Raw genomic sequence first — 18,230 nt, 5'->3', positions numbered from 1 at the left:
TAATCAAACCAACCAGATGAGCCACATCCTCTCTTAGATCAGAGCGCCATCTGTCCCAAAATCCCTGACGACGGACACTTTGCCAGAACTGTTCCGTTTGAGGATTACGACAGTGCGGAAGCTTCCCTGAAGGTTTACGCGATGGCGCAAGAGGATGCGTTGAAGACCTATCTCTCACTTAATGCGCCCGCTGATTTCATCCAGTTGATGCATGACCGCACCAAAACGGCTTGGGACGATGGCTACTGCGACAGACAGCTGACCTCGCTGGTCCAGCATATGACAGATGCCTGATGCAATAATGCTCCGGCCAATTGCTGCCATTGCCCGAGGATTAGCGATGCTGCAGTGCGGACCGTCAGAAGGAGACATTCGCTGCAAGCGCAAAGCAGGAAGGCCAAACGAAGTCTGGACCGCGAACAACCTGACATTGGGCCCACGGCGACCCACGCACGAAGTCAGCCCGAACCGGACATTCGGTTTTTTGGCCACATCAACGTAGCGTTTCACAAAATGCTGTTTCACGAAACACCTAGGGTTGAACCGTTGAGCTGGACTTTATCGATACGATAAATTGTCAGACGGTAGTTAAGTACTTTCGAAACGGTCAGCATATGCCTTCTTGAGCATAGGGCTGCGTCGAGCAAAGAGAGAATAGAGTATGTTTTCCCCGGCGAGGTGCCAGAATTCGAGACCTGTAGCGTCAACGTGTGGGCCGATGAATTGGAAACTCTGATCCTTGCACAGCTGATGCCCTATTGGGCTTGCGGCGATGGCGGCTAGATCTTTTAGATAGACTTCCCTTATCACGAGATCTTCGAGTACTTTCACAAACCCATTTAGCAGATGAAGCGCAGAATTTTGATGCCCCTGCGCGATGTAGACGCCGGCGCAATAGCCGAAATAGTCGCCAGGAAGAACCGGGCGTCGAAGGGATTCCAGACTAAATTCAGCTTCAACCAGCCGGCACTCGCAGAACTTGGTTTCCAAGTCTTCATCCAGGAAAATAAGCGAGATATGAGCTGCCAACTCATCTCCAATCATGACATATACGCCGGACATCGCCCCATCCTTTAAGATCTCCGCCCAGATGGGGTCGCAGGCGGAAAACCCGTCGGGAAACTCATGAGCACTTTCGAGTTCCAAGGCCTGAACGGCGGCATCGGCAAACTCGATAGATCCGTATTCCAGCGCCACTTCATGTTCGCGAAGAACCCGGTAGGACGCATGCGTTCCACTCGAACGGCTTTCCCAATCCTCGCGGCAAGCCACAACTTCATCCCGCGTCCATCCGAGTTTTTCTACTAAAAGGTGCTCCAGGTCACCTCGGATGTACGACAGTGATCGCTCATATTTGCTGACCGCATCTACACTTAATCCCAGCAAAGCAGCCAATTGTTCCTGTGACATGCGGCCGTCGATACCGTTGCGAGCTCGATGGCTTCGAAGCTTGTCGGCGAAGATGGACGAAGGGGCGGTCATGTTGTCTCCGAAATGGTCGTGCCGCTGCTTATCAATTTGCCTGAAATTGGGTGATTGCCCAAGCGACTTATGGATGACTTACGGGTTCAGGCGGATCACGTCCGTGGCCGAGTTTCCTGAGACGAGCCAAGCTTGACACATACACAAAAGGAACCTGCAATGGCACGTCGCATATGTCAGTCACCCGGTACGCTCGACGCAATTTTTTTTGGGTTTGCATCCGCCTCTGAAACCCGGAGTCGTCGGAGACGTGACATCCGCTGTTCAAAGCGAATGAAACGCGATTGGCCTGTTTCCCCGATGCGTCGCCACCGGTTTATGAGAGATCTTGACTACTAGATCAAAGGCACAAAATGTGAATTCGCTGTACAAGTCAGATTGCTGAGAACGACCGCCCAAAGCGAGCCTTTCAACTTTTATTTCAAAGTGCATATTTATGTCTTTGGTATCACTTCACGGGCATTTCGGAGGCCCGGCGAACCGCGAGAACCGAAGCAGCATAATCCCCCAATGAAATCCCTCTGAATGCAAAAGCGGCCGGTTTGTTGCGCAGGCGAATGTCGACTTTACCGGTGACCAATTCCGCCAAATCGCCAGCAATTTTCTTATATGGCAACATCGGCTTGTCGCTTTCCAATTCCTGTAGCCGGTCGTCGACAATTACCATTTCGAAAGCAGCCATACCTGCTGGAATCCACGGAATGCAGACATCCGTTATCGCCGCAAAGGCAGTCGGTTTCAGCCATCGGCCGTCCAAAAAGGGTTCGATTGAGTAGTCCAAAGTTACCGATGTCACTATCAGATCTGCATCATTCAGGGCGCCTTTTGCACTGGTGCATGATTCAGCGTCCAGTCCCAGGCTTCGTGCATAACGACAAAGCTTGTCGGCATTCTCCTTACCTCGCCCGAACACGCGGATTCGTTTCAAGGGAAATAGATCTGAAAACGCAGCAAGATGGGCGTGCGCTTGCACACCCGCGCCCACAAAAGCCACGGTCTCGGCATGAGGGTCAGCAAGCCTACGCGCCGCCACCACTGACAGAGCCGCTGTTCTGACTGCTGTAATCCAATTCGCTCCCAAGACCGCGCGAAGTAGTCCGGTTTGCGCATCCATAACCATGATTGCACCGTTAATCGCGGGAAGACCACTTGCCGGATTTTCCGGACACACTGTGACCTGCTTGGTCACGATGAAACCATCATCTCCCATTGCTAAGGTAGACATTGCGTAGCGCCCGTCGCCGGGCAAGATGACTGTTTTCGGAGAAGCGCGAAGCTTTCCTTCTACTTTGGCTACTAGGGCGGATTCGATGGCATCGGCAACTTCAGAAGTTTGGATGCCCAAACCCCCGAGATCCTTGTCAGACAGATAAATTAGCGCGTTCTCAGAGGTCACGACGTTCCTCACATCAGCAAATTGGCTTTCTGACAAAGTACATTATTTTCCGCTGTTCTCGCCATCGGTTTACCTTTGCAGAAGCAATTAAGCGGTTACTTTCAATCGCCCGACCCAAGGCGCAGAAACGAAATTCGTCTTCATTTTTTCTCACATATGAACTCAGCCGAACGTCTGAGTTCCTCCGCTCACCTGCTTCCTGCCAACTCGTTCTAAACGTCCGGAATGCGCGGATCGCGACGTGCCGCACTTGCAAAAGATCGAAGTGTGATTACGGCAGCTCAGGGTTCCAAAGCCGTCATCAGAGATAGCGCTGCAAAGCCCCTGGCCACCATTTTGATGACCTCAAGCACGGCCCAAAGCCGACGGTCGTCGATGCCTCCATCACTGCATTGCATCGTTCCTAGAAGTGGACGTAGGCGCAAGTGCAGCATCTTCCATGATCGGGTGGTAGCTCTGCGGACAACAAAGCTGTTTCGCCAATCAAAAAGAGGCGCACACAAAGGCCTTCCGATCCGCCATCGCCCCAACAGAAATATCCATCTGTTGGAGATTCAACAAGGCCGTAGAACGGTTGCACTGAATACGTTTATCGCACACCCTTTTTCTCTATACAAAAGGGACGCTGTTGATGGTGAAATCCAATAGATTAACTCTTGATCCGGACGGACGATTGGGAGGCCAGCCGCGCGCTCGCCCACAGGATGGTCGATGAGGCCATCGAGCATCTGAAACAGGTGCGAGAGCGTCCTGTTTGGAGACCCATGACCGACGATGTCCATACCACGTTCCAGTCTGGTTTGCCGGAACATCCCTCGTCTCTGGAGCAGGTCTACGATGAATATCGGGCGACCGTGCGCGCATATCCCATGGGCAATATCCATCCACGTTTCTGGGGTGGTATATGGGTGCCAGCAACTTCACCGGCGCTTTGGGTGATTTTCTTGCGGCCGTAGAGGGCAGCAATCTTGGGGGTGGCAACACAGGAGCGGCGCAGGTCGAACAGCAAGTTGTCGATTGGCTAAAGGAAATTGCGGGGTTTCCCAAGTGTGCGAGCGGCACTCTAACCTGCAGCGGTTCAATGGCAAATCTTGTGGCGCATACCGTGATCCGCAATTTCACCGCCGGATATGACGTTCGCCAGGATGGTATTGCCGCGCTGGATAAGCCAATTAGGTTTTACGCCTCCGATCAAGCCCATAGTTGCCACCAGAAGGCGTTGGAGACGCTGGGCCTCGGCGCCAAGGCGCTGGTAGAGATCGCGAGCGATGACTACCAAAGAATACGGCTCGATGCGCTGGAAGAGGCAATCAAGCAAGATCGCGCGAACGGGATGCAACCTGTTTGCGCGATTGGAACGGCTAGAACGACAAACACCGGTGCGATTGACGATCTGACCGCGATCGCCACGCTGTGTGAGCGTGAGGACCTGTGGTTCCACGTTGATGGGTGCATCGGCGGTATATTGCGTCTTGCCCCCGACCACGCCCATCTGGTCGCCGGGATCGAACGCGCCGGCTCCGTTTCCATTGATCCCCACAAATGGCTGCACACTCCCTTTGACGCTGGCGCTGTATTGATCAAGGACCCCGATGCGCATTTCAGAACATTCGAGATGCACGGCCCCTACCTGCAACTCCAGGAGCGCGGAATGATTGCCGGGAAGTTCCTCGCTGACTACGGTCTGGATCTTAGCCGCAGCTTTCGCGCGTTGAAAATCTGGATGGCTTTCAAGGAACAGGGTACGACGAAGTTCGGGCGGCTCATTGCGCAAGACATAGGCTTTGGGCGCTACATGGCCGCGCAAGTAGAGGCGCATCCGCTTCTGGAACTTGTCGCTCCTGTCGAGCTCAACATTGTGTGTTTCCGGCATCTAGCGGCAGACGAAAACGCAGCCAAAGCACTTAACACCAAAATCATGCTTCGGATTCAGGAGCGCGGGCTCGCTATGCCTTCGGATACAACGGTGAAAGGCAAACATGGGCTTCGCTGTGCGTTCAACAACCACCGCACCCAACGCGAGGACATAGATCGGTTCCTCCGCGATGTGCTTCAGATCGCGCGAAGAAATCCTATCGGAACAGCCCGCCTAACGCGCTCATTGATAACTGTTAAGGCGTTTATAAACGTCGTTTTTTGGCCCAGACCTACCGGCCCAAACCGGACATTGAGCTTGAACCATGATTAACTAATCAGCTTCTTGAAAGCGGCCGTTCCGACATTTGCAACATTTCCTTTGCTTCGATGGCCGAGATGGGAACATGCCTGCCGTCCTTTTAAGCGAGCAGTACACTTCGCAGTGCATCTTCCCAGAGAGTTCACAGGGGCTTGCGTGTCCAGCACATGCTGCCTTTCGCCAACAGAAGTCTGGGTTTAAGCAATGACGCTCGGTGGAGCGCTTCAGAGATCGAACGTCCTGACGTTTTCGAGTCGCATATGGAGTGCCAGAACAGTAAGGCCTACAAGTCTATCCAGCGCCTTGGCACTACACTGTTGATTCATCGCGCTGACCAGCCGGATGATCCGAGCTAAGTGGGCCGTGCTCGCGCGTGCATGAATGCAAAGGGCATCATCGGTAAAGAATTCCAGTGACTTCTATAACATGCTCTCTAAACTCCGGACAGTTGTTAGTCAGAATTGACGTGGGAGTTTGGGCGCAGTTGGGCGACAAAAAGGCATCAGGGACCTCGATAAGTCCCGCGCCATCATCTGCGCCAAGTTCGGAGTTAAGCGCAGCTGATCAACAGGCGCGGTTTGAAGCCACCGCTCAGGTGATGCAGGCGATCTCTGTGACCAAGGACGACGTTCAGCCGGTTTGCGATCTGATTGTTGAGCTTGCCAAAGACCTTTGCGACGCTGTTTTTGCTGGTCTGGTTCTTGGACAGGAAGGCGACACACTTCAGCGGCTCGTGGCCAGTGTTAACCTGCACCCTGACATTCAGCAGCTCTGGCGCGACGGAAAATACACGATGGAGCCGGGCAATTCTCTGGTGACTGAAACAATCCTCAGCGGCGAGACCAAACGTGTTGTGGATATGGGAGACACTGAATTCCACAAGTCCGGCGATGAGCGGTTCAAGCTGATTGTCGACAAGCATGGGTGCCGCAGCAATCTGTTTGTTCCTCTAAAGGTGGATGGCGGTGCAATCGGATGCTTGATGTTGGCGCGAGACGAGGTCCGGCCCTATACCGACGATCAGGTCAAGCTCGTCGAAACCTTTGCCGCCCAAGCGGTAATCGCCATTGAGAATGTTCGCCAATTTCGCGAATTGCAGATCCGTCTGGCACGCGAAGGCGCCACGCGTGAAGTTCTCGAGACAATTAGCCGATCGCGGGAAGATGAGACGCCGGTGTTCCAGACGATCCTGGAAAATACAGCCCGGCTTTGCGAAACGGATGTCGCCACACTAAGCCTTTTGAATGAAGCAGAAACCCACCTCGAATATGCGGCCCATTTCGGTGATCAGTTGGCGACCTACGAGGTTGGCGTAGATCGTTGGTCACTGGACTCACATCTCCAGATTGCGGAGTCCGTTCGCGAGGCACGCGTTATTCACAATGTCGATTTGCGCCTGACTGACCAGTATATCAAAGGCGACCCATGGCGCCGTCAACTTGTAGACGAAGAAGGTGTCCGGTCATTTCTGACGGTCCCACTAATGTCGGCAGATGGCACGCCCGTGGGCGTCATCGGGATTTACCGACGTGAGGTTCGCGCATTTACAAACGACGAGATCTCTCTGGTTGAGGGCTTCGCCGCCCAAGCTGTGATCGCCTTGGATAACACGCGACAATTGAATGAACTGCACACACAGTTGGAGCGTCAGGCGGCAACACAGAAAATTCTAACGGTCATTAGCCAAAGCCGTGATGACGATGCGCGCGTCTTTGATTCAGTGCTTCAGCAGGCCACCAGGGTATGTGATGCAGATCAGGCGGTCCTTATTTTGATCAACGCTGCCGGGACCCACGGGCGGTTGGCGGCGAATTGGGGGCATCAGAGAACCAAATTTGATGTTGGAGACGAGTGGCAGTTGGACGAATCGATTCCAATAGCCACTGCGATACGAACAGGTAAGGTTGGTCGCATCGATGATTTGACCGACACGGATTTTTATCGCTCGGGCCATCCTACAGCTGCCATGATGGTTGAGATCGAAGGCATTCGGTCACGCGTTACAGTCCCCCTGATGCAAGGAGATCAGGCCATCGGAGCCATCGCAGTTAGCCGCCGGGAGGTGCGGCCATTTGCTGACCCTGACGTGCAGTTGATTGAAGAATTCGCCAAACATGCAGTCATTGCCATCGAAAACACGCGCCAGTTTCGTGAAGTTCAGGAACGACTTGAACGGGAAGAAGCGTCGCGTGAAATACTCGAAGTCATCAGCCGCAGCCGCGATGACGACAAACCGGTCTTTTATAGCATTCTCGAGAACGCAAGCCGTTTGTGCAAAGCACCGCTGGCCTTCTTGTGTGTCGCTGACCACGAACAAGGGCACGCAACGATTCCAGCCAATATCGGTGCGAGAACTGATTTTGATGAAGCGCTCAAAGATTTCGTAGAGCCATTAACGCGCACTGAACTGGTTGCGATCAGACCAATGATCGATGGTCAGGTTATCCGCCAAGACGATATCGCCGATGATCCACTATACTACCGGGACCGTGACCCAAAACGGGTTCAGATGGTTGAGATTGAAGGTGCTCGCTCGGTCCTTGCGGTGCCGTTGATGAAAGACGACACCGGTCTTGGGGTGATCGTTCTCTATCGCCGTGAAGTTTCGCCATTTTCGGATGATGATGTCGCTCTGGTCCAAACCTTTGCGGCCCAAGCCGTGATCGCAATGGATAACGTACGCCAGTTCCGAGAGGTGCAAGACCGTACGGCGGAGGTCACGCAAGCCTTGGAGTATCAGACTTCAACATCCGAAGTTCTGCGTGTGATCTCAGCATCTCCCAATCAACTGTCGCCCGTTCTGGACGCCATTCTCAAAGAAGCGTCGCGCATCTGCGAATTGCAGGATGCCTATGTCGCGATGCTCAACCCGGACGATGGGCTTTTTCATGTGCACTCGACGCTAACACAGGATACGGCCTTTGCAGAGTACGTCAAAGCTCACCCGATTTCACCAGCGGAGAACGGTGTAAGCGGGCGTGCGATCCTGTCGAAACGCACAAGCTATGTCGAAGATGTCGAAGCGGACGACACCTACACCTGGTTAGAAGAAAGCGGTGTAGGTGATTACAAGTCATTACTTGGGCTTCCGCTGGTTAAAAACGGTGAAGTCGTAGGCGTTATCTCTCTTGGGGCGCCAGTAGTCTCGGGTTTTTCCGCCAAACAGATCAAACTGCTGGAAACTTTTGCAGATCAGGCCGTTATCGCGATTACCAACGCAAACCTTTTCCACGAGTTGGAGGAGCGTACGGAAGAAGTCACGCAGGCACTGGAGTATCAAACTGCCACGTCAGACGTATTGTCGGTGATTTCGCGATCTCCGAATGAGCTGGAGCCGGTGCTGAAAGAGATACTGAGAGTCGCCGGCCGGATCTGCGAGCCAAAATATGCTGCGATCTCGATCCTGAATCCGCAAGACAACCTTTACCATACTGACATCATGCTCGACTTTGACAGTGATTTCATGAAGTTCATGAAAGCACACCCAGTGCCGGCAGGTCATGGAAGCGGTATTGGCCAAACAGCTTCACGCGGCAAAACAGTCTACTACGAGGACACTGAAGCTGACGAATACGCCTGGAAGGAAGCCGCGCGTATTGGCAAGTATCGCTCGCTTCTGGGTGTCCCTTTGGTCAAGGATAAGGTTGTGGTCGGTGTGATCGTGCTCTGCCACGACAAAGTCGCACCATTCGATTCAAAACAGATATCTCTGTTGGAGACGTTCGCCTCGCAAGCGTTGATTGCCATCAATAACACTCAACTCTTCGAGGAAGTACGGGCGCGTACGACCGAAGTTGAAGACGCATTGGTGCGCGAACGTTCCAGTGCTGAAATCTTGCAACTGATCAACGAAGCTTCTTCCGACATCCAGCCTGTGTTTGACCTTGTCGTGCAAAAATCCGCTGAACTTTGTGGAGCGCAGTTCTGCGTCCTCGAACGCTTTGACGGCAATCTCTATCATTTCTGCGCACAATACGGGTTTCCGCAGACTACTTTGAAGGCACTGACTTCGGATTATCCCTTGGAAGCTTCCAAGGGTCATCTGGCTCCATTGGTCGTTGAAAGCGGCGAAGTCCAGCATCTAGCGGATGCGCGGGGGCCCGAGTATTTCAGTCCAGAGCTTGCCCGAAAGGCTGGGTATCGGCGCTTGATGGCCGTACCGATCCGGGCAGAGGCGCGGATTTGGGGCGTCATAATTGTCGGTTGGGCCGAGGCCGGACCGCCGCAACAAAACAGCGTCGAGCTCGTTCAGGGTTTTGCCAATCAAGCCAGCATCGCCATCGAGAACGCACGGCTATTCCGGGAAACTCAGGAACGCACTGCTGAAGTCGAGGAGGCGCTGAAGTATCAGACGGCGACGTCCGAAGTGCTCGACGTCATCTCGCGCTCACCGAACGATCTTCCACCGGTTTTGGACGCGATCCTGGAGGTCTCGTCGCGTATCTGTTCACCGGAATACGCGTTCTTTGCAATGAAGGATGCTGACGATGGCCTATACCGCGTGGCCATGTCCCACAATGTGAGTGATGCTTTTCTCAAATTCCTGTCCGACAACCCTATCGCGCCAGAAGAGGGGTCTTGCATCGGGCGCACGGCTCTGCAAGGCAAGACGGTCTATATAAAAGACACCCGTAGAGATCCGACTTACACATGGAAAAAAGCGGCTGAGATCGGGGACTATCTTACTACTCTTGGTGTCCCTTTGGTCAGCAATGGCGTAACCGTTGGCGTTATTGTTATGGCGCATCGGCAGGCAGCTGCGTTTAGCGACAAACAAGTCAGCCTGCTGGAAACCTTCGCGTCTCAGGCCGTGATCGCCATCAACAATACGCGACTGTTCAAAGAAGTGCAGGCCCGCACTGCAGAAGTTGAAGAGGCACTGGGGTATCAGAAGGCGACATCCGAAGTGCTCGAGGTTATTTCCCGTTCCCCTGACGCTTTAGAGCCGGTTTTGGAAGCGTTGGTAGCGGTTTCGTCGCGCATCTGCCGCCTACAGGATGCTTTTGTGGCGCTAAAGAAACCCGAGGACGGAAAATTCCATTTCTTTGCCGGGCACAATCTCACAGAGAGTTTTGCCAAATTCCTCGAGTCGCATCCATTTGAACCGGGCGAAACGTCGGCGACCGCCCGGGCGCTTTTATATGGGCGCGCCGACTACGTTGAGGATACTCAAGCGGACCCTAACTATGATCCGGTCCTTAGGTCCAACTTGCAAGGATACAGGTCGGTTCTCTCTGTACCTTTGATACGCGACGGTGACACGATTGGTGTCATCAGTATGGGCAGCCGAAATAAAGCCGCCTTTGAGGACAAGCAAATCAAGCAGATGGAGACTTTTGCCTCGCAGGCGATCATAGCGATTCAAAACTCTAAATTGTTCAACGATACGCAAGTCGCACTCTCTCGCCAAACGGCAAGTGCGGATGTTCTCAGAGTGATCTCGGAATCCCCGACAGATACCAAACCGGTTTTTGAGAAGATTGTCGGACTGGCGACAGCTCTCATCGATTGCGACTTGTCGATTGCCATGCAGGCTAACAAAACTGAATACTGGCAAGTGGCGGCCGCAACTCCGGATGGTTTAGAGGAAATCACTTGGACTGAGCGCCTGCCAATTGATCCCGACGACAACCTGCCATCCCGCGTCATCCAGAGCGGCAAGACGCTGCAATTGGATGAAACGCGCTTTGATGAACTATCTCCGCGGGACACGGAAATCGTTGAGCGACAAGGATTCAAGTCGTTCTTGATGGTACCCTTGATGCGAGGGAAAGACTGTTTCGGCACTCTCGTCTTTATTCGGAGAACGTCGAAGGCTTTCAGTGATGACGAAGTAGCCATTGCCGAATCTTTCGCGGATCAGGCTATCATCGCGCTGGAAAACGTGCGTCTGTTCAATGAAACTCAGGCTTCCTTAGCGCGACAGACTGCCAGTGCTGATGTTCTGCGGGTGATCAGCCAATCGCCTTCAGATACCACACCTGTTTTTGAGGCGATTGTAAATTCCGCGACACGGCTTGTTTCATGCGACATGGCAGGCGCCGCTTTGTCAGATGACAGTTTCTGGTGGCAAGTGGCTTTGGCGACGCCAAAAGGCCTATTACGTGATTTCGGACAAACCCGACACCCGTTGGACCCGAAGGATAATTTTCTGTCGTCCGTGTTACTGTCCGGGAAAACCATGCATGTACACGATTTGACGTCACAGGGCTTACCGCGGTTGGCCAAGAAGCTTCACGAAGAAAACGGATTTGAAGCTTTTCTTGGCATACCGTTGATGCGCGGAGACAAGTGTTTGGGCGGACTCTATTTCATCAGGAAATCAAAAATACCGTTTTCGGACGACGATATTGCTATGGCTGAGTCTTTTGCGGATCAGTCTGTTATTGCCATTGAGAACGTGCGCCTTTTCCGCGAGGCCGAAAAGGCCCGTGAGGTGGCCGAGTCTGCTAACGAAGCGAAGAGCGCGTTCCTCGCCACCATGTCCCACGAAATCCGTACACCGATGAATGCCGTTATCGGGATGAGTGGGCTCCTGATGGATACCAAGTTGGACGCCGAACAAAGCGATTATGCCAACACGATCCGCGACAGTGGCGACGCGCTGCTTGGCATCATCAACGAAATTCTCGATTTTTCGAAAATCGAAGCCGGGCAGATGGACATCGAGAACCATCCGTTTGACCTGCGTGAATGTATCGAAAGCGCGCTAGATCTGATCAGCGGCAAGGCTGCCGAAAAGAAGCTTGATCTGGCCTATGAATTTGACGACGCTCTGCCCCTTGCGATCAGTGCCGACCTGACCCGGTTGCGGCAGATCCTGCTGAACCTTCTTTCCAACGCCGTGAAGTTTACCGAAAGCGGGGAAGTGGTTCTATCTGTTGAACAAACCACCAAGAAACGCGGATCGCTTGAGCTGACTTTCACAGTCCGCGACACTGGTATTGGCCTGAGCGAAAAAGGTATGAGCCGTCTGTTCCAGTCCTTCAGTCAGGCAGACAGCTCAACAACCCGTAAATATGGCGGCACCGGACTCGGCCTGGCGATTTCCAAACGTCTTGCGGAACTCATGGGCGGCACCATGTGGGCACGAAGTGACGGCGAGGGGCACGGTTCGACCTTTATGTTTACGATCCAGACCAAACCTTCCAAACCTGTCAAATCATCGTCGCGTGATCTGGTAGGCATTCAGTCCGAGCTTGAAGGCAAACGCATCCTTATGGTGGATGACAACGCCACCAACCGTAAAATCTTGTCGCTCCAGACCGAGAAATGGGGCACTAAAACCACTACCTGCGAAACCCCGTCCGATGCGCTGGCCACACTCGAGAAGGCTCAAAAGTTCGATCTGGCAATTCTCGACATGCACATGCCAGAAATGGATGGTGAGGAACTTGCCCGGAAAATTCGGGCCAAGCATCCGGACTTGCCGCTGATCCTCTTTAGTTCTCTTGGTCCGCGCGACATTGACCTCGAAGACGGTCTCTTTGCTGCCAACCTCACCAAGCCGCTGCGTCAGTCGCATCTTTTCGATACTCTGGTCACGTTGTTTTCAACCGAAGATACTCCCGTGAAAGCGACCAAACCCGCAGACAAACCCCAGACTGATCCACAGATGGCCAAACGCCACCCTCTGCGTATTCTGCTGGCTGAGGATAATTTGGTGAACCAGAAACTTGCGCTTCGCCTGCTTGAACAGATGGGCTATCGCGCTGATCTGGCCAGCAACGGCGCTGAGGCGGTCGAAAGCGTGAACCGGCAAGCATACGATGTCGTATTGATGGACGTGCAGATGCCCGAAATGGATGGGCTCGAAGCCTCACGCTGCATAAACCAAGATTTTCCCGGAGAAGACCGACCGCGTATAGTCGCCATGACCGCTAACGCCATGCAAGGCGACCGCGAGATGTGTTTAGATGCCGGGATGGACGACTACATCGCCAAACCGATCCGCCTGCCTATTCTTATCGAAGCCCTTTTGAATGTTCCTAGGAAAAGCAAGTAATCCATGACAAACGGTCCAATTGATCTTGATATCTTCGCTGAACTCAAGGACGCGACAGGCGACGAATTTGCCGCCGAGCTTGTGAACACCTTCCTCGACGAAGCCCCTGGCATGATCGCCGAATTGAAAGCGGCTGCCGACGCGTCTGACGCTGATGGATATCGCCGCGCGGCTCATTCCATTAAGTCGAATGCAAACACCTTTGGTGCGACTGCACTGGCCGAGTTGGCCAGAAAAATCGAGCTCGGGGACATACCAGCGACTGGCGACCTTACAGATGCGAAAGCTCTGGAGGCCGCTTTCGCCAAAGCTGCTGCGGCCCTGCGGACCCTGAACAATGACTGATACACCCGGCCATCTCCTCATCGTTGATGACAACAAAGTCAATCGGCTACTCCTGTCTCGCAATGTTGAATTGTTGGGGCACAAAGCCTCTGTCGCGGAAAACGGCCTCGTCGCGATGGAGATGTTGTCGAGTCAGTCTTATGACCTGCTTCTACTCGATATCGAAATGCCGGAAATGGACGGGTTTCAGGTTCTGGAGGCAATCAATGCGGACCCCGACCTGCGCGAATTGCCAGTGATTGTGACCTCCTCTGTCGAAGGGCTCGACAATATTGTGCGCTGCATCGAGTTAGGCGCAGAAGACTACTTGCCCAAGCCGGTGAACAAGACGCTTCTCAGCGCCCGCGTCTCCAGCGGCCTCGAAAAGAAGCGATTGCGGGACGAACAAAGACGCCTGCTCGAACGTTTCGCGACCTCCGAAGTTGCGCAAGACTTGCAAGAGTCTGGCTTTGCCATCGGTGGCAAACGTGCAAACGCATCGGTTCTTTTTTGCGACATTCGCGGTTTCACAGCCCTTTCGGAAAACCTCGCGCCCGAGGCAACAATTGATCTGCTCAACACCTTCTACACGTTGATGTTCGAGGCGGTGACCAGCAATGGCGGCATTGTCAGCCTGATGCTTGGTGACGGGTTGATGGCTCTCTTCGGTGTTCCACAACCTCTGAACAATACCGCGCAAAGCGCGGTAGCTGCGGGGCATGAAATGCATAGCATGATAGAGATGCTGAATCATGACCGGCTCGCGGATGGAGAACGGAGTCTCAGGATCGGGATCGGTATCGCCACAGGCGAAGTCGTCGCGGGCTATGCCGGCACTGACAACCGGGCGACCTATACCTGTATCGGATCCGCGGTAAATCTCGCAGCCCGATTGGAAGCGGAAACCCAGAACACCGGAAGCCGGATTTTGGTTGATCAAGAGACCCTGAATCTGCTCGACGGGGTCGATATTCAGGAGACATTTGGCGGGACCCAGATCAAGGGCTTCTCCGATCCATTGGACATTCACGCTTTGTGATCTTCCGACACGAGTATCGTTTCTCCGATATCATTTCCTGTAAGATCGCTTACTACTAAACTCCCCGCCGTCGCAGCCACTCAATTTGGATTCGCGAAAACGGGTCGATTGTTTTTACGCCCGGCAATGGGCCTATTGCCACAGACAAAAATCGGGCTTTATTCGATGCGAGGAGAACAGATGAAGCGAACTTTGATAGATCACTATCATCCGGGTCTTTTGAGCAGTCTGTCCGATTCAATGACTGCTTTGGAGTAGTGTAGCATTTTCTTTGCACCGCAGCGAACGACCGGTTTCCGCCCATTCTGTTAAAAGACAACCTGTCGCTGACGCAGAATGCGATGATCTGAACACGGCGCAAACGCCTTTCTGATCAGGCTTTTCGTGTTTGCTGCGGTGCGGGAAGGCTTTGGTCGAGATATTATTACCGGGCGGCGACCGTTCAAAAGTGCACTTCATCCGGAAATGGGCAGTTGCAACCGCGCTTCGATGGGGACGACAAGAGGAAACACCGAAGCGGTCGCCTCTGTACTCCGGCAGCACTTCTGATTTCGCTGACAATGTGGCACTCAGAAAGAGTTATCTTGATCTTTATGATGTGCGCTAGAGAACCCAGACAACCCAAAATTTGGCATAGCGCGTTTATGGGAGGATCCAACCACCGCGACGCTGCGGCACCAGAAACCATCCCCTTTATCATACGTTGGAAAACCTAGGACTTCGATATTGTTGGGTTCTGGCGAACGGGCTTGAGCGAGGCGCTGAGCCATTCCTCGCCCACTTGCGTGATTGGGCCCGTCGTTTGCAACTCTGCACCCATCAGACAGATCCAGCCGTTGCTGGTCTCCAATTCTTCACACCCGAATTGTCCCTTCGACTCACGCTCTGGCCAACCACAACAGAGCCAATAACTATGGCTGCTCCTATGGACTGGGTGAAGCTAAGCGTTTGTCCCAAGTATACCCAGCCGAACACGACAGCTGTAACAGGACTCATCATGCCGAGCAGGGAAACTGCACTGGGTTCCAGGCGCGCTATGCCACGAAACCAAAGAGCATAGGTTGCTGCAGCACCAATCAACCCAAGCCAAATAAGGCCGGCGACATTTGTCGCGCTGAGCGCAGGTAGAGGCGGCTCAAGGAACAGTGCGACTGGCAGCAGTATCAAACCACCGGCTGTTAATTGCCACGCTGTGAAGCTCAGCGCGGAGACCGGAGGTTGCCATTTCCCGCTGAGAACAGTGCCAGCAGCCATTGACGCGGCCCCTCCCAAACCCGCTGCTATGCCGATCCAATCAAGTTGTGCTTCTGGTCCGATCAGCAGCAGAGACACACCCATTACGCCAGTCGCGGCGGCTCCGAGCGCTCCAAGTCGGATTGGGGTCCCCAGCCATCCCCACGCCATCAAAATCACGATCATTGCTTGCAACGATCCTAGAGTAGCGGCCACACCGCCAGGTAACCTATACGCAGCAACGAAGAGGAGCACCCAGAACAAAGCGAAATTGAGGCTGCCTAAGACGAAAACTCGACCGAGCCAGTCGCGTGGCGGAACGCAGCGCGTCACTGCAAGCAACAACAAGCCAGCAGGCAGAGCTCGTAACGCAGCCAGGGTAATCGGGTAGCCAGCCGGGAGCGCTTCCGTAGTTACCAGATAAGTGCTTCCCCATACCGCTGGGGCGAGTGAAGTGAGAAGAATATCGGTTGAGCGTGACATTGTATGTCTCCCGGCTGAGGCGTTTCAGAATTTGAGTGAGACTTCAGAGGCGCGCGGGTTAAGCTGCTTCCGCTTGCAGGTTTGCTCCAGCGAGGCACGCTGCAATCCTTGCAACATGAGCGCCCTGGAACCGCGCCCCGGCTAGGTCGGTTTCGGTAGGTGTGCGGGAACCATCAGCGCCGGCGATTGTTCCGGCACCATATGGTGCGCCGCCAATGATTTCCTCTGATGTAGTCTGGCCAGCAAATGTGTAGGGCATTCCGGCAATCAGCATCCCAAAGTGTTGAAGCGGGACTTGCGTTGTCAGAAGGGTCGCCTCGTGCCCGCCATGTTGCGAACCCGTAGATGCAAAGACCGCCCCGACTTTTCCAACCAGAGCATTCCTGGCCCAAAGTCCGCCAGCTTGATCCAGGAACGACTTCATTTGGCCTGCCATCATGCCAAATCGGGTCGGCGTTCCTAAAATTATTGCATCATAGCTTTCCAGATCTGCCGGCAAGGCTATAGGCGTATCATCGACGACATAGCCGGCCTGCTGGCGGACTTCTTCAGGGACGGTTTCGGGCACACGCCGAACGTCAACTTCGGTGCCAGGAACACTTCTGGCGCCTTCAGATTCGGCACCGGCCAATGCGCGAACGTGGCCATAGCTTGAGTAGTAGAGAACGAGAATACGTGACATTAGGAACCTCTCAGGCCTGTGACTTGTTTCCTGAGAGGATGGGACTTGTTACTTCGCAAATTAAGTCGCGACTTCTGACTTCACTCTTTACCTGTGTTGAATAATGTCACGACCGCAGAGCCAGACGCAGGTGATCAAGAAAGGCTGTGACCTTTGCGTCCATTCCCAAGCGGGATGCTGTAACGGCGAATACTTCTGGCGCAGGCAGTTCGTGGTCAGGAAGAACTCGCACCAAGGCCCCGCTGGCTTCGGGAGCATCAGAGACGAACTCGGGCAGTGTTCCGATGCCTTGCCCCGCTATCAGCAGATCCCGCAAAACGAGGCTGTTGCCGACGCGCACGCGTGGATCAAGCTCTAATGTTGTGACACCTTCGGCGGCCGAGAGCTTCCAGCTCGTCAAATGATCAGCAAGCAAAAAGCCGATGATAGCGTGGTTTTTCAGATCCGCCGGTTGAGTCGGCGTCCCGCATCGCTCTAAATAGTCAGGAGACGCAAAAATCCGCTGTCGCATCACGCCGATCCGTCGCGCAACAAGGGCCGAATCCGGCATCGCAGCTCGGATTCGTATCGACAGATCGAACCCGCCCTCGACCATATCGATCACCTTGTCGTCCATCGAAAGCGTAAATCGCAGATCTGGATAGGTTTCCAAGAACTCTGGAAGCATCGGTGCGATAACGGTTTGGCCGAAGGAACTTGACGCATTCACCCGAAGGTGCCCACGCATCGCTTTTGAACCTTCCCTTATGGTCTGTTCCGTTTTTTCGACCGCGTCGAGAATTCCAATTGCATCTTGGTAATAGAGACTGCCGGTGTCAGTCAGTGACATAGATCGGGTCGTTCTGGTGAGGAGGACGGTTCCCAGACTTTCTTCCAGAAGCTTAATTTCTCTGCTCAATAGCGCAGGAGAGACACCAAGATCTTCCGCGGCACGTGCAAAGCTGCCGCGTTCAACGATACGGCAAAAAGCTTGCATGACTGATAGTTTGTCCAACTCCAGGCCCCCGAGCAGTTTTTTGAGCCGCCCAGTTGGGCGTAACGAATTGCAAGTTATACGACTGCGTCACTGGTGCGAAGGGGCGACGCGCCTGTGGTGCTGGCGTTGATCTCCGGGCGGTTGCCAGAAAACAATCATCGGTCTATTTTCGTTCAGGCTAGGAGTAAAGCGCAATGGCAAGATCTAATAGTCCGCATACACGGAAAAATGTTCCAAGCCGATCGAACAATGAAAGTTCAGACCGCCCCGTTAAAAGCAGAGCTAAACCAGTGAGCGACACTGCTCGTGAGCCAACTCGGCAGGAAAGACTTAGGGCGATTGCAGAAGATGCGGAAAGACTGTCCGTCGTCAGGGATTTTGGGACAGATGGCGCTCTGATCTAAGAGAGGATGTGGCTCATCTGGTTGGTTTGA

The 18,230-nt window shown here is 53.8% G+C and carries 11 protein-coding genes; 6 read left to right on the top strand and 5 right to left on the bottom strand.

Annotation, left to right across the window (positions count from 1 at the left end; translation table 11 throughout):
- Positions 1 to 141: 141 nt before the first annotated feature.
- A complete protein-coding gene (locus AC2FFP_RS22805) occupies positions 142 to 294 on the top strand; it encodes a hypothetical protein (protein WP_496881551.1) in 153 nt (50 codons plus the stop codon).
- A gap of 294 nt (positions 295 to 588) precedes the next feature.
- Here the strand turns inward: AC2FFP_RS22805 and AC2FFP_RS22800 are convergent, their stop codons facing one another.
- Positions 589 to 1,482, bottom strand: coding sequence for a helix-turn-helix domain-containing protein (locus AC2FFP_RS22800; RefSeq protein ID WP_496770878.1), 894 nt, complete (start codon positions 1,480 to 1,482; stop codon positions 589 to 591).
- 448 nt (positions 1,483 to 1,930) lie between these two features.
- Positions 1,931 to 2,914, bottom strand: a complete 984-nt coding sequence (locus AC2FFP_RS22795; protein ID WP_496725702.1) for an ornithine cyclodeaminase family protein — start codon at positions 2,912 to 2,914, stop codon at positions 1,931 to 1,933.
- 620 nt (positions 2,915 to 3,534) lie between these two features.
- Between AC2FFP_RS22795 and AC2FFP_RS22790 the strand changes: the two genes are divergently transcribed.
- From AC2FFP_RS22790 to AC2FFP_RS22770, 5 genes are all read left to right on the top strand, one after another.
- The gene (locus AC2FFP_RS22790; RefSeq protein ID WP_496770875.1) at positions 3,535 to 3,834 is read left to right on the top strand and encodes a hypothetical protein; all 300 of its coding nucleotides are present in this window, start codon (positions 3,535 to 3,537) and stop codon (positions 3,832 to 3,834) included.
- A complete protein-coding gene (locus AC2FFP_RS22785) occupies positions 3,783 to 5,066 on the top strand; it encodes a pyridoxal phosphate-dependent decarboxylase family protein (RefSeq protein WP_496881550.1) in 1,284 nt (427 codons plus the stop codon). The genes AC2FFP_RS22790 and AC2FFP_RS22785 overlap by 52 nt, the downstream gene beginning before the upstream one ends.
- A gap of 586 nt (positions 5,067 to 5,652) precedes the next feature.
- Positions 5,653 to 13,059, top strand: a complete 7,407-nt coding sequence (locus tag AC2FFP_RS22780; protein ID WP_496770867.1) for a GAF domain-containing protein — start codon at positions 5,653 to 5,655, stop codon at positions 13,057 to 13,059.
- A gap of 3 nt (positions 13,060 to 13,062) precedes the next feature.
- Positions 13,063 to 13,404, top strand: coding sequence for an Hpt domain-containing protein (locus AC2FFP_RS22775; protein WP_109310482.1), 342 nt, complete (start codon positions 13,063 to 13,065; stop codon positions 13,402 to 13,404).
- Entirely contained in the window at positions 13,397 to 14,422 is a 1,026-nt protein-coding gene (locus tag AC2FFP_RS22770) for an adenylate/guanylate cyclase domain-containing protein (RefSeq protein WP_496881549.1), read from the top strand. Before AC2FFP_RS22775 ends, AC2FFP_RS22770 begins: the two co-directional genes overlap by 8 nt.
- 819 nt (positions 14,423 to 15,241) lie before the next feature.
- On the opposite strand, the gene AC2FFP_RS22765 is transcribed toward AC2FFP_RS22770, so the two are convergent.
- The 3 genes from AC2FFP_RS22765 to AC2FFP_RS22755 all read right to left on the bottom strand — a co-directional run bounded on the left by AC2FFP_RS22765 (position 15,242) and on the right by AC2FFP_RS22755 (position 17,796).
- A complete protein-coding gene (locus AC2FFP_RS22765; RefSeq protein WP_496881548.1) occupies positions 15,242 to 16,138 on the bottom strand; it encodes an EamA family transporter in 897 nt (298 codons plus the stop codon).
- A 58-nt stretch (positions 16,139 to 16,196) separates the two neighbouring features.
- Positions 16,197 to 16,820, bottom strand: a complete 624-nt coding sequence (wrbA, locus tag AC2FFP_RS22760) for an NAD(P)H:quinone oxidoreductase (RefSeq protein ID WP_496881547.1) — start codon at positions 16,818 to 16,820, stop codon at positions 16,197 to 16,199.
- A gap of 106 nt (positions 16,821 to 16,926) precedes the next feature.
- Entirely contained in the window at positions 16,927 to 17,796 is an 870-nt protein-coding gene (locus AC2FFP_RS22755; protein WP_496766526.1) for a LysR family transcriptional regulator, read from the bottom strand.
- Between the last annotated feature and the right edge of the window lie 434 nt (positions 17,797 to 18,230).

The organism is Ruegeria sp. YTSC004 (genome assembly GCF_059609805.1).
This window is presented reverse-complemented; position numbering and strand designations above follow the sequence as displayed.